Consider the following 18353-nt stretch of genomic DNA (forward strand, 5'->3'; position numbering starts at 1 on the left):
ATTAATTGATTGTGATTCCTTTATGAAATAACATAACTTTATGAAATCATACACATGTCGCGTTCATTCATAATAAAGCTGAAAATATGGAAAAAGAATCAAAAGACATTGGCCAATGCCCATTTCACCAGGGCAAGCTAAAGCAAAATGTAGGTGGCGGAGGTACAAAGAGTCGCGATTGGTGGCCGGAACAGTTGAAAGTCAGCATACTGCGTCAGCATTCTCCCCTGTCAAACCCGCTGGGCAAGGACTTTAACTACGCGGAGGCCTTTAAAAGCCTCGACCTCGAAGCGGTGAAGCGTGATCTCCATGCGCTGATGACGGACTCGCAGGACTGGTGGCCGGCTGACTTCGGGCATTATGGGCCGCTGTTTATCCGCATGGCGTGGCATAGTGCGGGAACGTACCGGGTGGGCGACGGCCGTGGCGGAGCGGGTGCAGGACAGCAGCGCTTTGCACCGCTGAACAGCTGGCCGGACAACGTTAGTCTTGACAAGGCCCGAAGGCTGCTGTGGCCCATCAAACAGAAATACGGCGCAAAGATTTCGTGGGCGGATCTGCTGATACTTACCGGTAATGTGGCACTGGAATCCATGGGATTTAAGACATTCGGTTTTGCGGGCGGGCGTGAAGACGCCTGGGAACCGGATGAAATCGTATACTGGGGTTCCGAAACCACCTGGCTGGGCGGTGACGTCCGTTATGCACAGGGTTCCGAAGGGGTGGAAAAAGCACATGGCGTATTGGTTTCGGAAGATGACGCGGATGGGCAAATCCATTCCCGTAACCTGGAAAAGCCGCTTGCCGCCGTGCAAATGGGGTTGATCTATGTGAATCCGGAAGGGCCTGATGGAAACCCGGATCCGATCGCCGCAGCGAAGGACATCCGGGATACCTTCGGGCGCATGGCTATGAACGACGAAGAAACGGTTGCGCTGATTGCGGGCGGCCACAGTTTTGGTAAAACACATGGTGCTGCTCCCGCGACGCATGTAGGCAAGGAACCGGAAGCTGCCGGATTGGAAATGCAGGGGCTGGGCTGGAAGAATAATTACGGTTCGGGTAAGGGAGCCGATACCATTACCAGTGGACTGGAGGTGACGTGGACCAAGACACCAACCCAATGGAGCAATAATTTCTTTGAAAACCTATTCGGCTTTGAATGGGAGTTATCCAAAAGCCCGGCGGGCGCACACCAGTGGGTAGCTAAAAATGCGGAAGCAATTATCCCCGATGCATTTGACGGTACGAAAAGGCAACTGCCAACCATGCTTACTACCGACCTTTCCCTGCGGCTTGACCCGGTTTACGAAAAGATTTCACGTCGCTTTCTCGAAAACCCGGAAGCGTTCGCCGATGCGTTTGCCCGGGCATGGTTTAAACTGACGCACCGTGACATGGGGCCCAGCACACGTTACCTGGGACCGGATGTACCAAAAGAAGAATTGATTTGGCAGGACCCCATTCCGGCAGTCGACCATATGCTGATTGATGAAAAAGATGCAACTGCCCTGAAAGAAAAAGTGCTCGCATCCGGATTGAGTGTCGCAGAACTGGTTTCCACGGCTTGGGCCTCCGCAGCGACTTTCCGGGGTTCGGATAAACGCGGCGGTGCCAATGGCGCCCGCATCCGGTTAGCCCCGCAAAAGGACTGGCAGGTAAATAATCCGCCACAGCTGCAAAAAGTACTCGCCGTGTTAACCTCCGTTCAGGAAGCATTTAATGCGGCACAGGTAAACGGCAAAAAGATTTCGTTGGCCGATTTGATTGTACTGGCGGGCTGTGCCGGTGTTGAGCAGGCAGCGCGGGATGCGGGCCACGCCGTGTCGGTGCCGTTCACGCCTGGTCGCATGGACGCATCACAGGAGCAGACCGATGTGGAGTCCATCGGCTACCTTGAGCCGGTTGCTGACGGGTTCCGCAACTACCGGAAGTCAATGTCGTCGGTGTCTACCGAAGCGTTGCTGGTCGACAAAGCCCAGCTGCTTACGCTTACTGTGGCTGAGTTGACGGTGCTGGTAGGCGGCATGAGGGTGCTGAACACGAACACCGATGGCTCCAGCCACGGCGTTTTCACGGACAAGCCGGGGGTACTTACCCCTGATTTTTTCATAAACCTGCTGGATATGCAAACGGAATGGAAAGCACTATCCGAAGATAGGGAAGTCTTTGAGGGCCGCGACCGTGCAACCGGTGAGAAGAAATGGACGGGTACGCGTGCGGACCTGGTGTTTGGTTCCAATGCGGAACTGCGGGCGGTGGCCGAGACATATGGCAGCCGGGATGCGGGAGAAAAGTTTGTAAAAGATTTTGTGACCGCCTGGGATAAGGTAATGAACCTCGACAGGTTTGACCTGGCTTAGGGCCTGACGTAAAAGCTTAGGTTCTGTTTTTTGCCAACGCGCAGGGTTCCCTGCGCGTTGGTTGTTTCCGGACTACCCGGCCTCACCGGAAATGAAGATGCAGATTGTGTGATTAAGTTCCGCGGGAGATGTTTCTGATGGACAGTAGGAATACGGTCGTAATGATGAGCAGGGCCCCCAGCCAGTCCATCGCCTCGAAGGAAACACCGAGCCACAATACTGAAATCAGGGTTGCTGACAGCGGTTCTGCTGAAGTCAGCAGGCTGGCTTTCTGGCCACCGATGAGCTGTACTGCCTTGAGGTACATATAAAATGGAATCAGGGTCCCGAAAAGTACGACAAACGCAGTATTGGCATATGTGTAGCTGTCCCAGATGCCATCTGAATGCCACGGAGGATTAACAAATGAAATAGCCAGGCCGCCGATGAACAGGCCCCAGCCAATGACACTCATTGCATTGTATTTTTTCAGCAGCATGCCCGGTAGCAGGGTGTAAATGGCCAGGCTGACTGCCGACGCGATGCCCAGCGCAAATGCTGCCGGGGATATATTCAGCGTTTGGATATTTCCGTGCGTCACCAGCAGGAATGTGCCCAACAATGCCAGCAGTATGGCAGCATAACCAAATAGGCTGAGCCGTTGGCCATAGCGTACGGCAAGATAAATGGCAATCAATACCGGTGCCGAAAACTGGAGGATGGTAGCCGTCGCCGCATTGGAATGCTTGATCGCCGCGAAGTACGTATATTGAACGGCCAGCATTCCCACGATACCGAATGTCAATAATTTACGGCGGCTACCCGGCTCACGCCAGATCGCCCAGACGTGGCCATCTTTTCGTAGCATTGCCGCAATGAGCAGCAGGGTGCCGGCGCCGAGCATCCGTACCGACATGAGCCACTCCACACTGACCGCCCTTTGCTGAAACAGAAATTGGCCGCAGGTACCTGAGACACCCCATAGCGTAGCCGCGACCAAGCCCATAAGTACTCCCTTTGCCTGTTTATCCATGTCGATGAAATTGCACAAAAGTAAATTAAAAGGACGGTATTATCGTTAATGGGATAACACCCCTTAGCCTATTTTTTTCAGTCTTGTTTTGGTAGCATTTCAGGCTCAGTAGATACTTTGTATATGTTTTTGAGAGGCGTGTAGATGCTGTGTATGGGGACAGTGATGCCTTAGGCGCGCCTATCCAGCTACCTTTGTCGTTCCCGAATCCGTTCGCATACCAAGGGTTGGTTGGAAGTATGGACAACCACAGGGTATAGCAGCGCCATCAGTGTTGGCAACACGCGGTTCGTATATCTACCAATATGCAACGTATTGTATTGACGTTTTTTTTTGTGTGGCTGTTATCCGGTGTCCGGACACAGGCGCAGACGATCATTTATGTTTCACCCGTGGGTGTCGGTAATGGCTCTTCTTGGACAAATGCTTCCAATATAGCGAATGCGATAGCAACGGCTCCGGATAATGCGGAATTAAGATTACACGAGGGAGCATACAATATCACAACGACCTTGTCCATAACACAAAGATTAACTATCAATGGTGGGTATACCGGCGTGGGAGCAAATCGAAACGTAACGGCCAATCCTTCGGTGTTGAACGGCGGTGGCAACACCCAAATCATGGCGATTGACGCCGCAGGCGTTAAAATTGATGGGTTGACTTTTTTTGAAGGCTTCGCCGCAACGGGAGTCGATATGAATGACGGCACAGGCGGTGGTGCTATTTATATAAGTAGCAATGACGTAACCATAACTAACTCCATTTTTAGGAATAACGTTTCCGCGCATCGTATAGGCTCAGGTGCGATCTACTTATGGTCGTGTGACAATATTCAGATAGCGGATTGCTTATTCGAAAATAATAGGGTGGTTGAAAATGTGAGTACCGCTGGCAACATGGGAGGAGGAGCGATTCATATCCGATTTGGAAATAATACGCAGATAATCAATACAGTTTTTAGAAATAATGATTCGAGATATACAGGCGGGGCTATACATGACTGGGGAGTGGAAACCCGCTTTGAAAATTGTGTTTTTGAGGATAATGAGAGCGAAGAAGATGGTGGCGGATTATACTTACGAAGTGATCTTACTCATATTCATAACAGCAGATTTGAAGGTAATCAAGCTGTAAACGGTGGCGGTCTGGCAACCAATTTTGGAGGATTCAAAATTAGTGCTTCAACCTTCCATGGGAACAGCAGCCAAGATAAAGGTGGGGCGATTTATAATCACCGTTTCGCGGAACCCTCAACCATAGAACGGGTACAGTTCCATGAAAACGTGGCCGATCAGGGCGGTGCTGTCTATAATTATGGTGAAGAGGGGATAAAGGTGATCAGTTCGCTGTTTGTTGCCAATGAAGCAGCGGATAAGGGGGGAGCGATCTTCAATAACCGGTTTGTTGAAATTACGAATACTTCTTTTGTACGCAATACGAATACCGCATTGATCATGTCCCCCATTGGGCAGTCGGAATCTAATCACTGTGAAACTACTATTTTCAATTCCATTTTTTACTTGAATACGGCAAAAACCGGAGGGTACCGGCCGGATATCCATTCGGAAGATTTGGACATGGATTTAAGCACACAGCATGTCCGTCGAAATATATTGCAAGCGTATACGGGCACCGGTAATCAGGTGGGTGTTAATCCCATATTCGTCAATAACACCAATGATTTCAGACTGCAAGCCGCAAGCCCTGCTATCGATGCGGGCAGGGTTTCGTTATTTAACGGGGTTTCAGAGATGAATGCCGGGATTTCGACAGATTTAGACGGGAATGGACGGAATCAAGGTGCAAATATTGACATGGGGGCGTATGAAACTGACCCATCTACGATTGGAATTCCGGCATGTGTATTCATTACTGTGCCGGAAGAGGGCGCTGAAGACATCCCTCTTGCCACAGCAATCACGTGGTCAGCAACTGGAGAGGCTACGGGTTACCGCATAACTATTGGTACGACTTCCGGTGGGACAGACATTGTTGACAACGAGGAAGTGATGGGGACGACTTATACCCCGGCAACCGATTGGAATGAAAACACCACCTACTTTGTTACTGTGGTGCCGTTCAATGCCGCTGGGGAAGCGGAAGGCTGTGCGGAGATCAGCTTCACGACAGAGACGCTGCTGACCACCCCGGAATGTACGGTCATCACGGGTCCGGTTGCAGGGGCGGAGGATGTGGCACTTGATGCGGTGATTACCTGGGAAGCAGTTACTGATGCTGAAGGCTATCGTGTTTTTGTCGGTACTACGAGCGGGGGCGTGGACATTGTGGATGGTGAGGAAGTAATTGGCACGACTTATACGCTGGCCAGCGGCTGGGCGGAAAGTACCACTTATTACGTGACGGTTGTGCCATTCAATGCGGCCGGCGAGGCCGCAGACTGTCCAGAGGTCCGCTTCACCACGGAAACGCTGCTGGCGGCTCCGGAATGTACTGTCGTTACCAGTCCGGCCGCAGGGGGGGAGGATGTGGCACTTTATGCGGTGATTACCTGGGCAGCTGTTACTGATGCTGAAGGCTATCGTGTTTTTGTCGGTACTACGAGCGGGGGCGTGGACATTGTGGATGGTGAGGAAGTAATTGGCACGACTTATACGCTGGCCAGCGGCTGGGCGGAAAGTACCACTTATTACGTGACGGTTGTGCCATTCAATGCGGCCGGCGAGGCCGCAGACTGTCCAGAGGTCCGCTTCACCACGGAAACGCTGCTGGCGGCTCCAGAATGTGCTGTCGTTACCAATCCTGGCGACGGGACAGAAAACGTGGCGCTTGATGCGGTGATTACGTGGGAAGCAGTTGCCGATGCTGAGGGCTATCGTGTTTTTGTCGGCACCACGAGCGGGGGCGTGGACGTTGCGGACGGCGAGGAAGTGGCTGGCACGGCATTCGTTCCGGTCGGTGGCTGGGTGGAAAACACTATTTATTATGTGACTGTTGTGCCGTTTAATGCGGCCGGCGAGGCCGCAGACTGTCCAGAGGTCCGCTTCACCACGGAAACGCTGCTGACGGCTCCGGAATGTACTGTCGTTACCAGTCCGGCCGCAGGGGTGGAGGATGTGGCACTTAATGCGGTGATTACCTGGGGATCGGTTACTGATGCTGAAGGCTATCGCGTTTTTGTTGGCACCACGCCCGGTGGTACTGACGTTGCGGACGGCGAGGAAGAGACTGGCACGGCATTCGTTCCGGTCGGTGGCTGGGCGGAAAGCACCACTTATTATGTAACTATTGTGCCGTTCAATGATGCCGGTGAGGCCGCGGGTTGCGCGGAGATCAGTTTCACCACGGAAACGCTGCTGGCGGCTCCAGAATGTGCTGTCGTTACCAATCCTGGCGACGGGACAGAAAACGTGGCGCTTGATGCGGTGATTACGTGGGAAGCAGTTGCCGATGCTGAGGGCTATCGTGTTTTTGTCGGCACCACGAGCGGGGGCGTGGACGTTGCGGACGGCGAGGAAGTGGCTGGCACGGCATTCGTTCCGGTCGGTGGCTGGGTGGAAAACACTATTTATTATGTGACTGTTGTGCCGTTTAATGCGGCAGGTGAGGCCATGGGTTGCGCGGAGATCAGCTTCACCACGGAAACGCTGCTGACAGCTCCGGGGTGTACGGTCATTACCGGTCCTGGTGATGGGGCAATGGATATTGATATAGACGCCGCGATTGTCTGGGGAGCTGTAAATGGTGTCGACGGTTACCGCATTTACATCGGTACCTCGGCTGGTGGAACCGACATTGTGGATGGTGAAGAGGTGATTGGTACCAGCTATGCTCCCGCGGCCGGCTGGAAAGACAACACCACTTACTACGTAACCATCGTGCCGTTTAATGCAGCAGGCGAGGCTACAGATTGTTCAGAAATCAGCTTTACTACAGAAATCTTATCGACGGCTCCCGGATGCACCACGATTATCAGTCCGGTTGACGGCGCCAATAGTGTTTCTCTTGATGCGGGAATTCGCTGGACGGCAGTTGCCGATGCGGAGGGCTATCGCATTGCTATCGGCACAACGCCCGGTGGAACAGACGTCGTTAACAATGAGATCGTGACAGGAACCACATTTAATCCCGGGATTGTTTTTGCCGAAAACACGAGGTATTACCTCAGGGTTACTCCTTTTAATGCGGTGGGAGAAGCAAGTGGATGTGGCCAGACCTGGTTTGTTGTTGTACCTGACAAAGCGATCACTCGGACTAAATATGGTATTTCTCCCAATGGAGACGGTATCCACGATTTCTGGGAAATCGACGGTATCGGACATTACCCTGATAATACGGTATCGATCTTCAATCGATGGGGGGATATGGTATTTCATACCCGGCGTTACGATAATCATTCAAATGTATTTACTGGTGTAGCAAATAAACTGACCGGATTAGGCGCTGGGGTATTGCCTCCGGGCACCTATTTTTTTAGCATCCAGTATCGGGATGGTCAGGAAGTGAAAAAAGTAGAAGGATTTTTGGTGTTAAGGCGCTAGCATAAACAGGATGAAACAAGTGATAATGTGGTTTTTTGTGTTTTGGGGTTCGCCCGCAGTATTTGCTCAGCAGACACCGTTGTTTGCAGAATACGATTACAATCCGTTTATTATCAATCCCGCTTACGCCGGGATGGCTGCTGGATCAGTCGTTAGCCTGAGCCACCAACGATACACCCGCAATATAGACGGTGCGCCACGAAGTTCGGCAATGAGTATTCATTCCCCTTTATCAAACGGCAGAATGGGACTGGGAGCGGCTATCGTTGACGATAGAATTGGAGTCACCACTGTCACGGATGCTGTTTTAGCTTATTCTTATCAATTATTCTTTGATCTTAAACGCAACCGCCCGTATTGGGAAATGTATGACCAGCATGTGTTTTCCTTTGGGGTGACCGCTGGCATGAAGCGGCTTCATGAAAACCTGCTGGAACTGGGAGTTGATGATGACCCTGCATTTGCAGACAACCTTTCCGAAATGATTCCGGTAGTCGGGGCTGGTTTTTTATACAATAAGGTTGGGTTTTACATCGGTGTCTCCATTCCCAATCTGCTGGGAGGTAAACTGGCGTCGAGAAATAACCTGAACTTATCGACCCCTGTTTATGGTTACTTCGGATATCGGTTTTTTACTGATCTGTATAAAGAAAATATGATTAGACCCAGTGTGCTGGTGAAATATGAAAAAGGGGCGCCGGTACAGGTAGATATGAACCTTGCAGTCACATTTAGGAATAAATTTGAGGTCGGCGCAGGGTACCGAAGTAGTTCTTCAGTAAATTTTTTGGTGGGACTATATCCGATTGAACGGCTTCGGGTGATCTATCATTACAATGTTGGTCTTAAACGTCCTGTATTGGGTAATAATCATGGTCTTGTTTTATCCTATGCGTTTGGTTATGAATAATCACTGGGTTTGAATAGTTATATCGATGAAATGACCGTCCGCAGATTGAATTACTGGATTCACTCGGAAAATAAACAGACCGACGGATTCCAAGGGTTGATGAAATGAAGAATGTAGGCTATCTTTGTTATATCTGCTAATTTATCGTACTATGATACTGCACTACCTGACACAAGAATTCGAGCACGAAGTGAACAACACGCGTAAGCTGTTGCAGGCGATTCCTGAAAAGGATCTTAATTATAAGCCTTCGGAAATTTCCTGGACGATGGGCGAGCTGGCACAGCATATTGCCACCATTTACCATTGGTATGTAGGGGCACTCACTCAGGATGTTTACGACCTGGCCGCTGACCACCTCGAACGGGGAGATAAAAATGATATTGAGGCTACTTTGGCTCTTTTCGAGCGTAATGTCGAGAAAGCAAGAACTGCATTAAAATCCCTTACCGAAGAGAAATTGCAGGATAACTGGACAATGAAAGTAGGAGAGCGGGTAGTCCTTGGACCGATGCCGAGGGGGATCGTGATGCGTGGTTTTCTGTTTAACCATATTTATCATCACCGCGGCGAAATGATTGTTTACCTGCGTGCTACAGGCAATAAGGTTCCCGGTATGTACGGACCGACCTATGAAGAAAGTAATAAAGGTTAGTGCTCGATTCTTTCCTTTGCCTGTGCCGTCCATCCGGCTATCTGCCAAGTGCATTTTTCCTGCTTAGCCGGACGTTTATGTCTTAACCATCCACCCCCTGTTCGGCATATGTTAATGTAGGACTTCTTTTCCGCCCATACAGGTAGGCAACGTTGAAAATAATAACGGCGATAAAGATCATTCCAAAGCCAATCACCTGCGCCGCGTTGATTGGCTCTTTATAATACAAAACCGCCAACAGGAAACTAATAATGGGATTTAAATACAGCAGCGTACCCACAATGGAGGAATCTAACCCTTTCAGGGCAAAAATATTAAGGAATAACGGGATAATGGTGTAACCCACAGCAATGATGGTAATAAAGCCGTAGAACGTCACGGTTTTGGGAACTGTAGCATCGACAACCGTTAAGATGGGGAGTAACAGGATGGTACTTATGACAATGTGGATGGTCAACGTGAAGAACTTGTCCAGTTGAAATGTGTTCTTCTGAAGCACCAGGTAAATGGCATACGATAAGGCAATCACCATGCTGTAAACCAGGTCCATGAAATGGCCATAGGCCAGAATGATACAGCTGGTCAGGCTTAGCAATACAGCAAACCATTGGCCTTTATTCAATTTTTCATGTAAAAAAAGACTGGCCAGAACCGTGGTTAAGATCGGGCAGATCAGGTAGGCGAGGGAAGTGGCGTTGACACTGACTGCATTCATCACATAAATAAATAAGAACCAGTTCAGTCCAAGCACAACGGCACTTAAGAGTATGTTTACCGTTAGCCTCGTCCGTTCCGTTTTGGTTATCGTTTTAAGGTAACGAATGCTGGCGAGCGTTTGTTTTCTTCTGAAAATAAAGCAGGCTAACAGGATGCTGACCGCAGCAAAGATGACACGATGAATAAGGATGTCCAATGCTGCATAAGCGCTCAGTGGTTTTAGTACGAGTGCGAAAGTACCCCAGATAGCAAAGCCTGATATGGCCGATAGATAGTATTTCATAAATTTTTGACGAGAGGAAGTGATTGTTTGCCGCTGACTAACGGCAATGCAACTACTTCTCTCTTCTTACGAGATTGGAATTCATTTGCAAAGGTATTTAAATAAAACATCAGATTTATTTTCATTACCATCGGCCGTTAACAATTATGGACTTTCCTTCAACCCGCCAGTGTATTTGAAAAAGTGAGGGTAGCCGGAATGGCCTGAAAAACAAAAAACCTGCAAACGATTAATTTGCAGGTTTTAACGTATTTCTGGTTTACAAACTGTGAACCTCCCAGTACACAGAACCGAACGCTTTATTGGCTAACTGAATTCCGCTTTGGGAACCATAAAGAAACGAAATAAACAGTCAAAACAGACAGCGGGAAAGAAATAAGGGCTGGGTTTTCCAGTTGGTGTGGTGCAGCTGCACGTCCTAATCCATACAGATCCCACATGGTGGGTGATGTCAGGATAATGATCAATGAAGCTACGATGCCCACGATGATGGAAGCCGCTATTCCAGTTGCTGAGGTTTTTTTCCAAAAAAGCAGGAAAAGGATGGCAGGTAAATTTGCTGACGCCGCGATGGCGAACGCCCAGCCTACCAAGAAAGAAACATTTATTCCCTGGAACGCCATGCCCAAAAGAATAGCAAAAACACCCACGACCAAAGCAGCAATCTTTCCGGCTTTGACTTTTTGGTCATCACTTAGATTCCGCTTGAGATAGACATCAATGAAATCGTGGGCGATCGCTCCGGAAGATGCTACAATTAATCCGGATACTGTGCCCAATACAGTGGCAAACGCCACGGCTGATATGATCGAAAATAATGCCGCGCCGAATGCTTTCGCCAATAAGGGGGCAGCCATGTTGCTTGATTCTACATCCAGTACACCATTAACAGCTGCTCCAAGTCCCATATACAACGTAAGAATATAAAAGCCGCCTATGGCCGCTATGGCCAAAATAGTGGACTTACGTGCATCACGAGGTGTTTTGACCGTGTAATAGCGGATCAGGATGTGTGGCAGTGCGGCCGTACCCAGGAACAGTGCCAGCATCAACGAAATGAAATCCATTTTGCTCCACATATTTGCATCACGGCCGATTTTGTATTTAAGCCCGGGAAGCAAAAACGACTCTCCGGCGGTAGGTTGCTGATAATATACCGAAACATTGTCGGTTCCATCCGAAAACTTTACCTGCAGGAACCGAATGATCTCACTGTCCTGCAACGTAGATAAATATTCAAATGGCCCAAGTGCTCCGGTTTTATCCACTTCTTCTCCGTTGACTACAATCTTGCTCATGTGTCCAACCTGGTAAAAGCTTCCCTTCTCCTTCGCTTCTCCGTTATATAATGCCTGGCCATCGGCTTGTTGCGTTACGGACAATGCTTCTTTTAACACTTGCTTATCGTTGTCCTGCGTCCAGTTAAACCATCTTTCAACACCATTTTGGGAAAGTTTGACAAATGTTTTACCACCGGCTGTCTGTTGCGAAACAACTTCCCAACCAGGAACACTGACCACTTTGTCATTTTCCACTTGGGGTGTCAACTCGATGAATGTATAATGACTGCTGCTGCCTTTAAAATCCGGCGTTAGTGTCAGTCCATTTTTCAAAATGAAAAAAGTCAGTATAACAGACAGAACAATCAATAAACCGCCCTTTAAAAACTGCACATAAGTGGTAGATGCCATGCCGGCACTGGCTACAATAATAATCACAATCGCCCCGACCAATAGTACGCCTACCCAATGGGGCAGGCCAAGGAGCGGCATCACGAGATCGCCGGCACCCACCATTTGTGGAATCAGGTAAAATATCGAGACAATCAATGTGCCGATTGAGGCAGAAAGGGTAATGGCCCTTGAATTAAATTTTGCATTCAATGCATCGGTAAAAGTGAATTTCCCTAATCGCTTGAATGGTTCGGCAATGAGGAATAACGCTACGATCCAACCTGCAAGGAAACCAATGGCATATAAAAAGCCATCAAAACCCGATATAGCAATCATACCGCATATACCGAGAAACGAAGCTGCCGACAAATAATCTCCTGCAAACGCTATACCGTTGACTCCCCAGTGAATCTGGCCACCGGCAGCATAGTAAGAAGAGGACGAACTTTTCTTTCTTCCGAAATAAAAGGAAAGTCCCAGAACCAACCCTACAAAAACAAGAAAAAATGCTAAGGCTGTATAGGAAATCTCGTAAATCATGCCCGGCCTCCTTCTTCAGTTTCCATAGCCTGTTCTTCCTCATCCTCATATCTTGTGCAATAATAGTTGTACACGATACCCAGGATGACGGCAAAGACAATCAGCCCAATTCCATAGGCTAGGGCCAGGTTAAGCCCGCCGATTACCGGAACAGACAATAACTCATACTGAAATACTCCAATCGCAACAAAACCTGCATAGCAGATTAAATAAACAAAAAATAAACGTATGCCTAAACTGGATTTTCGTTTTGTCAGGCGTTCGCTTTCTTCGGACGTGTTGTTAACGTGCATGATAAGTGTTTAGAAATGGTTTGTAATAAAAAACATCGGTAACATATTAATAATACGCAACCGATGCAGTTACAATAATAGCTAAAAACGTGAAAAGTTTATGCGTTTTTTGAAATTTTAACAAACTTGCAGGAGGTGAATTTATTGCGATCGCCTGTCACAAAACAGGCTTCCCATCCCGGGGTGCTGGCGGACTTATAAAGATTCTCCATTTAAATCGGTAGTAAGTACCTCACTCATATAATCGAAAAAAGGCCGCATTGCCAAAAATGTCGCAATGACTTCATTTTGAAAATCGGGAGCAAAAACCGCTTTATCAGTAAAGTTTCTCATCACAACATATTGTTTCTTCCTGATCGGGTCAATGGCTGGATGATTCTTGTCAAAACCCTTTGGAGCAGTCTTTACACCCGCTTCTCCGCTGAGTTCCCCAAAATAGTTAACGAAAACTTTGTCCGACGTGATTTTTTCGATTTCCGCTGTATCTGTTTCAAACTCCTTACGGATACGGAACAAATCTTCATTATTCGGGGCCCAGAAACCTCCTCCAACAAAGCTGTTATTTGGCTCTAAGTGAAGATAATATCCTCCTCTAAGGGCAGGTTTTGTGCGGGAGAAGCTTACTCCAAAGTGTGTTTTATAAGGCGTCTTATCTTTTGAGAAACGAACATCATTATAAATCCTGAAAATATGGGTTCCTGCTAAGTTATCGTGTTTTCGGAGCTCGGTATAAATTCGGTTGAAAAAAACTTTATTTTCCGTCACGACTGCATCGTATTCCGGTTTATTTTTTGAAAACCACGCCCGGTTATTGTTCTCTTTTATCTGTTTCAGAAATTCAAATCCGCGTTCCATTATGATCGTGTTTTCGATACTAAGTGCTGTTACTTATAAGGCTATCGAATGGACTATTAAGTTAAGCCAATTGGAAGAGGAGGCCATTACCTGCTCCCTCTTTGGTTGACTAAGTTTAAATACCTTGAAATTTAAAAGGCGCTGTGTCGACAAATTGGCTTGAAGTTTCACCTGCATAAATTTGGTTTCTATCTAATGCAAGTTTTTTTACTTTTCCAGTTTCACTGAAATCCAGTTTTTTCAAATCGACCCAAATTGCATTTGGACTAAGGGCGTCTTCGAAATAATACACCAAGTTTTTCTGGTCAGAAACTGCTCTCCATCTTGTTGTGGATAGATTGGGAAAACCTTCTGTAGAAATGCCATAAGGTACGGAGCATTGCCTAATGACGCTGAAAGCTCCCGCCACGGCGATTCGGGTGTCATCTGTCTGCGGAATAGCCTTGATATAATAGGACGCACGTACAAACCGGTCTGCTGCCCTGTTGGTTCCCGGAAGGAAAATATTGCCGGGAATGCTTTTCCAGTATTCATTTATTGCCAATTGTTCTTCAAATATCGGGTCGTTGGTCATGACCGTGTAGGACGGATCGTGATGGATGATCAGCTTTCCGTTGATGTATTCCAGAATAGCATTATCGCCGTTGGCATCCGATAAGGACAAATGTACGGTTGTGTATTTATCTGTTCCAGGGATAAAGTCTGTCACCACCACAAACTCCTCTTTTTTAAACTCCGCCACTGCATCGGCTACTGTAGCAAAATTGTCCAATGCATATTGGGCCCAAAGCGAAACAGCCAGCCCTTTCTTACCATCGCCTTCCTTTGAAAATTCAGGATATTCCGAACTTACCAGCCATAGCATATTGGCAACCAGCCCTTTTTCATTCATACCGTCTGACGTTGCAATATCCCAGGAACTCGTTGCCATACTGCCGTATTTTGCGGTCCACTTTACGGTATTTTCCCCTGTATTTCCCTCGCGCGCAATTCCCCTTGGAAACAACCATAAATTAGCCGGGATAGCAATTGAAAAATCCATGCTTCTGGCGGTAATGATGGTGTTATTCGGACCTTTATAGACTACTCTTGTACAAGCCCCCGTTTTATGTGCCGAAGCAAGTATTGCCGCCAGGAGAATCAAGGTACTTCCGATTCGTTTAATTAATTTTTTCATATGAATAGTTTTTAGGTAAGCTCAAGTAACGAGAGAATATGAAATGAATGGTAGCCATCGTCAGCACCCAGTGGCAATTAAATAAGGGATACTGCAGTGCTAAAGTTAATACATTCGACGGGTCTGGCCAACGTTTTTGAAAAATTTTCGATGTTGCCTGTTATTAGCTTTCTTATGACCTGCAGCGTATGTCTGAAAAATGAACTTGTTTTAAGTTCATATAGCAACACAAAACAAAATTAAATATTTGTACTTTAGTAGACACTCAATAACATCTGCATATGCGATTATTTTATTTGTGCACTTTACTTTTTAGCGCAGCTTCTATTTATTCGGTCCAGGCACAGCAAAACCAGATTCTGTTAGAAAACGTTCGAATACTGGACGCAAAGACACAGTCTCTTACTCCGCCTAGTTATGTGCTGGTAACCGGCAATACGATTGAAACAATCAGCCCATCGCCAATTACGGTAAGCGGCACAGATGTCCTAAAAATCGACGGTGCAGGGAAGACCTTAATGCCCGGCTTAATAGATGTGCACGTACACCTGGTGTTTGGCTCGCTGACGATGCCTCAAATGATGACAAGCGATCTGTCAGAAGAGTTCGTGATTAAAACCGCGGGCCAGTCTGCCCATGATATGCTTATGCGCGGTTTTACGAGCGTTAGGGATGTTGGAGGACCTATATTTCCGCTGAAAGCTGCGATTGATGCCGATAAAATTCCCGGCCCCAGAGTCTGGCCTTCAGGTGCGACCATAAGCCAGACGGCTGGCCACGGCGATTTCAGGACACCGGATGAGAAGTCGCGCCGCTTTTTCGGTGAACCGTCACGCGCCGAAAAATACGGGGCGACATTCATCGCGGATGGACGTGATGAAGTATTAACGGCTGTGAGGGAAAACCTGCGTTTTGGAGCAAGCCAAATCAAGGTGATGGCAGGAGGGGGGACGTCATCGGCCTATGACCCTATTGATGTCACGCAATACACGCTGGATGAAATGAAAGCTGCCGTTGAAGCTGCGGAAGATTGGGGAACGTACGTAACTGTACACGCGTATACCTCCAAAGCGATCAGGAGAGCTATTGAGGCGGGTGTAAAGTGTATAGAACATGGACAGTTGTTGGATGAAGAAACCTTGAAATTAATGGCTGAAAAGGATGTTTGGCTCAGCCTGCAAAATTTAGTTGATAATACACCTGATATGGACCCGCAGCGAATAGCAAAACGTAAACCAGTCATTGAAGGTCAGGAAAAATTATGGCCTCTGGCAAAAAAGTATAATGTCAAATTAGCCTGGGGTACGGATTTTCTTTTCGAACCGGAGCTCAATGAAAGACAAAACGAGTTTATCCTGCGTTTGCAGAAGTGGTTTACAAATGCCGAAATCTTAAAGATGGTAACTCAGGATAATGCGGCACTGCTGCAACTTTCCGGCTTAAGAAGTCCGTATCCCGGCAAACTCGGAATTATCGAAGAGGGTGCCCTGGCAGATGTTTTACTGGTTGATGGGGATCCCCTAAAGGAGCTGGAACTGCTTGCTAATCCCGCGAAAAATTTTGTTGTGATTATAAAGGACGGAAAGATCTATAAAAATACATTGGGAAAATAAAAATAAGGCTGGATTATTGCCTGTCCTGATGATCCTTTCTCCTGGTATCAAAATCAGGACTTGCAAGGACCACTGATGTTTCAATCTGCCGTAGGGGGATATTCCAATATTTCCATAACAAGCGTTCCTTTTCTATATGTGAAACTTGGCCGAATCCGTTTTTGAGATATAAACTGATCGCCCAAATTGCGTCAGCCCAGGCTCCGATTAAAATTGGTTTTTCGGTAAGTGTTAACAGGTGGTTTAACAGCTTACTTCCAGCGCCTTTGCTGCGGGCTGCGGTCCTCACACATGCGTGTCGAATTAAAGTCACGTCCTACTTACCTTTGCAGTTCTTGAATAATTGAACTTAGGAACCCACACCCAGTTGTGTCCAATCGAACAACTGCGGTTCTTTGTTGAAAAATTCGATGAGAATGAGGTTAAATAGCTCCGGTCGCTCATACAATATAAAATGAGAGGCGGCGGGAACGAAACAAAGCTGACTGTTTGCGATGGATTGGTGTAACGCCAAAGCGTGTCCGGGTATAACGATGTCATTGTCGCCTTGTACGATGAGTACACTTGACTGTACTTCCCGAAGCTTTGCATCCGGGATAATAAGCGGGGTTGCGCACATCGCACTGAAATCTCTGACAAACTTTTTCCATTGATCTTTTTGGGGAGTTCGTTGCAGATGAGGTTCCAGCCACCATTTGAAGTCTTTTTCAAACGCCTCAGGGTTCAGTTGGTCAAGACCAGCAATGGCTTCGGGATAATAGCCGGAAGTATGTGAAGCGGCCGCAAAAGCAGCTGTCTTTTTTACCTTATCCGGCCGGTCTGCTGCCAATAATAAGGCTGCATTTCCCCCGTCGCTATGACCGAAAACATAGACACTGTCCAATTTCATCTGGTCGATTATTTTGGAAAAGTAGTCGGCCAGTAACTGATAGCTCAGGGAATCCGCCTGTTCAGATCGTCCTTGTCCCGGACAATCAACAGCGATTACCCGGTATTGCTTGGATAGTTCCGCGATCACAGGGCCAAGGTCGGCAATGGTAGAGAGACCACCGTGTATGGCCAGGAGTGGGGTGCCTTGTCCATATTCCTCATAATACAATTGCGTACCGTCAATGTCGATGTATTTTCCGTTGTTGGAACCATAAGGAACAGTGTCCTGCGGGAAACAGCACGAATACCACAGTACAGCTAAAATACTTATTATTATTGTTTTCATCATTGTTTGATTTTAATGGCTACACAGCAAGCACCATTATCCGTAGTTTCCGATGTTAGGCTAACAGCGAGAAATTTGTCGTATACCCAGTTTTAATTTACTAACCCGGCATCTGGCTTACGTCCACATAGGCCACTTCCCACTGGTGGCCATCCAAATCGGCAAAACTGTGTTGGTACATCCAACCCTGGTCAGCCGGATCAGTGTAGATGCTTGCCCCTAATTCTTTTGCCTTGGCAATTGTTTGTTCTACTTCTTCACGGGAAGCTGCATCCAAGGCAATCAATACTTCGGTACTTTGGGTCGCATCGCATATTGCTTTCTTAGTGAATGTCTGAAAGTATGCTTCCGTAAGCAGCATAGCAAATATGGAATCACTGATAATCATACAGGCCGCATTTTCGTCGCTGAATTGCGGGTTGAAGCTGAATCCAAGACCTGCGAAGAACGTTTTGGACTTGTTGAGGTCCTTAACCGGTAAATTGATGAAAATTTTTGTTGCCATAATCTTTTATTTTAATGATTAACACTAATGCAAAGGAAG

General features: G+C 47.5%; 13 protein-coding genes. 5 read left to right on the forward strand and 8 right to left on the reverse strand.

Features of this window, described 5'->3' with window-relative positions; translation table 11 throughout:
- Nucleotides 1–86: 86 nt before the first annotated feature.
- Complete coding sequence (katG, locus tag NEV57_RS00390; protein WP_257656305.1) at nt 87–2363, forward strand: catalase/peroxidase HPI; 2277 nt, start codon at nt 87–89, stop codon at nt 2361–2363.
- 112 nt (nt 2364–2475) lie between these two features.
- Here the strand turns inward: katG and NEV57_RS00395 are convergent, their stop codons facing one another.
- Complete coding sequence (locus tag NEV57_RS00395; RefSeq protein WP_257656306.1) at nt 2476–3375, reverse strand: DMT family transporter; 900 nt, start codon at nt 3373–3375, stop codon at nt 2476–2478.
- Nucleotides 3376–3680: 305 nt separating this feature from the next.
- Here NEV57_RS00395 and NEV57_RS00400 point away from each other — a divergent pair, with 305 nt between their 5' ends.
- From NEV57_RS00400 to NEV57_RS00410, 3 genes are all read left to right on the forward strand, one after another.
- Nucleotides 3681–7877: a T9SS type B sorting domain-containing protein gene (locus tag NEV57_RS00400; RefSeq protein ID WP_257656307.1), complete on the forward strand. Its 4197-nt coding sequence runs from the start codon at nt 3681–3683 to the stop codon at nt 7875–7877.
- Between the two features lie 10 nt (nt 7878–7887).
- On the forward strand, nt 7888–8787 hold the full coding sequence (locus NEV57_RS00405) for a PorP/SprF family type IX secretion system membrane protein (RefSeq protein WP_257656308.1): 900 nt from the start codon (nt 7888–7890) through the stop codon (nt 8785–8787).
- A gap of 151 nt (nt 8788–8938) precedes the next feature.
- Entirely contained in the window at nt 8939–9442 is a 504-nt protein-coding gene (locus NEV57_RS00410; RefSeq protein ID WP_257656309.1) for a DinB family protein, read from the forward strand.
- A gap of 82 nt (nt 9443–9524) precedes the next feature.
- Here NEV57_RS00410 and NEV57_RS00415 read toward each other — a convergent pair whose 3' ends face one another.
- The 5 genes from NEV57_RS00415 to NEV57_RS00435 all read right to left on the reverse strand — a co-directional run bounded on the left by NEV57_RS00415 (nt 9525) and on the right by NEV57_RS00435 (nt 14980).
- A complete protein-coding gene (locus NEV57_RS00415; RefSeq protein WP_257656310.1) occupies nt 9525–10442 on the reverse strand; it encodes an EamA family transporter in 918 nt (305 codons plus the stop codon).
- 299 nt (nt 10443–10741) lie between these two features.
- Nucleotides 10742–12655 (reverse strand): sodium/solute symporter, encoded by a 1914-nt coding sequence (locus tag NEV57_RS00420; RefSeq protein ID WP_257656311.1) that lies wholly within the window; start codon nt 12653–12655, stop codon nt 10742–10744.
- Complete coding sequence (locus NEV57_RS00425) at nt 12652–12948, reverse strand: DUF485 domain-containing protein (protein ID WP_257656312.1); 297 nt, start codon at nt 12946–12948, stop codon at nt 12652–12654. Before NEV57_RS00425 ends, NEV57_RS00420 begins: the two co-directional genes overlap by 4 nt.
- 195 nt (nt 12949–13143) lie before the next feature.
- Nucleotides 13144–13803: a DUF2461 domain-containing protein gene (locus NEV57_RS00430; protein ID WP_257656313.1), complete on the reverse strand. Its 660-nt coding sequence runs from the start codon at nt 13801–13803 to the stop codon at nt 13144–13146.
- Nucleotides 13804–13918: 115 nt separating this feature from the next.
- On the reverse strand, nt 13919–14980 hold the full coding sequence (locus tag NEV57_RS00435; protein ID WP_257656314.1) for a linear amide C-N hydrolase: 1062 nt from the start codon (nt 14978–14980) through the stop codon (nt 13919–13921).
- A 281-nt stretch (nt 14981–15261) separates the two neighbouring features.
- Here NEV57_RS00435 and NEV57_RS00440 point away from each other — a divergent pair, with 281 nt between their 5' ends.
- Nucleotides 15262–16593: a metal-dependent hydrolase family protein gene (locus NEV57_RS00440; protein ID WP_257656315.1), complete on the forward strand. Its 1332-nt coding sequence runs from the start codon at nt 15262–15264 to the stop codon at nt 16591–16593.
- 349 nt (nt 16594–16942) lie between these two features.
- Here NEV57_RS00440 and NEV57_RS00445 read toward each other — a convergent pair whose 3' ends face one another.
- The gene (locus NEV57_RS00445) at nt 16943–17812 is read right to left on the reverse strand and encodes an alpha/beta fold hydrolase (protein ID WP_257656316.1); all 870 of its coding nucleotides are present in this window, start codon (nt 17810–17812) and stop codon (nt 16943–16945) included.
- Nucleotides 17813–17909: 97 nt separating this feature from the next.
- Nucleotides 17910–18314 carry a VOC family protein gene (locus NEV57_RS00450; protein ID WP_257656317.1) on the reverse strand — a complete coding sequence of 135 codons (405 nt, stop codon included), beginning with the start codon at nt 18312–18314 and terminating at the stop codon, nt 17910–17912.
- Nucleotides 18315–18353 lie beyond the last annotated feature (39 nt).

The sequence above is a fragment of the Parapedobacter lycopersici genome (assembly GCF_024643285.1).
GTDB lineage: Bacteria > Bacteroidota > Bacteroidia > Sphingobacteriales > Sphingobacteriaceae > Parapedobacter > Parapedobacter lycopersici.

Coding starts and splice junctions, on each gene's coding strand:
- NEV57_RS00435 (WP_257656314.1), bottom strand. CDS start 14,980: ATGAAAAAATTAATTAAACGAATCGGAAGTACCTTGATTCTCCTGGCG.
- NEV57_RS00425 (WP_257656312.1), bottom strand. CDS start 12,948: ATGCACGTTAACAACACGTCCGAAGAAAGCGAACGCCTGACAAAACGA.
- NEV57_RS00405 (WP_257656308.1), top strand. CDS start 7,888: ATGAAACAAGTGATAATGTGGTTTTTTGTGTTTTGGGGTTCGCCCGCA.
- NEV57_RS00415 (WP_257656310.1), bottom strand. CDS start 10,442: ATGAAATACTATCTATCGGCCATATCAGGCTTTGCTATCTGGGGTACT.
- NEV57_RS00445 (WP_257656316.1), bottom strand. CDS start 17,812: ATGATGAAAACAATAATAATAAGTATTTTAGCTGTACTGTGGTATTCG.
- NEV57_RS00400 (WP_257656307.1), top strand. CDS start 3,681: ATGCAACGTATTGTATTGACGTTTTTTTTTGTGTGGCTGTTATCCGGT.
- NEV57_RS00450 (WP_257656317.1), bottom strand. CDS start 18,314: ATGGCAACAAAAATTTTCATCAATTTACCGGTTAAGGACCTCAACAAG.
- NEV57_RS00410 (WP_257656309.1), top strand. CDS start 8,939: ATGATACTGCACTACCTGACACAAGAATTCGAGCACGAAGTGAACAAC.
- NEV57_RS00395 (WP_257656306.1), bottom strand. CDS start 3,375: ATGGATAAACAGGCAAAGGGAGTACTTATGGGCTTGGTCGCGGCTACG.
- NEV57_RS00420 (WP_257656311.1), bottom strand. CDS start 12,655: ATGATTTACGAGATTTCCTATACAGCCTTAGCATTTTTTCTTGTTTTT.
- NEV57_RS00430 (WP_257656313.1), bottom strand. CDS start 13,803: ATGGAACGCGGATTTGAATTTCTGAAACAGATAAAAGAGAACAATAAC.
- NEV57_RS00440 (WP_257656315.1), top strand. CDS start 15,262: ATGCGATTATTTTATTTGTGCACTTTACTTTTTAGCGCAGCTTCTATT.
- katG (WP_257656305.1), top strand. CDS start 87: ATGGAAAAAGAATCAAAAGACATTGGCCAATGCCCATTTCACCAGGGC.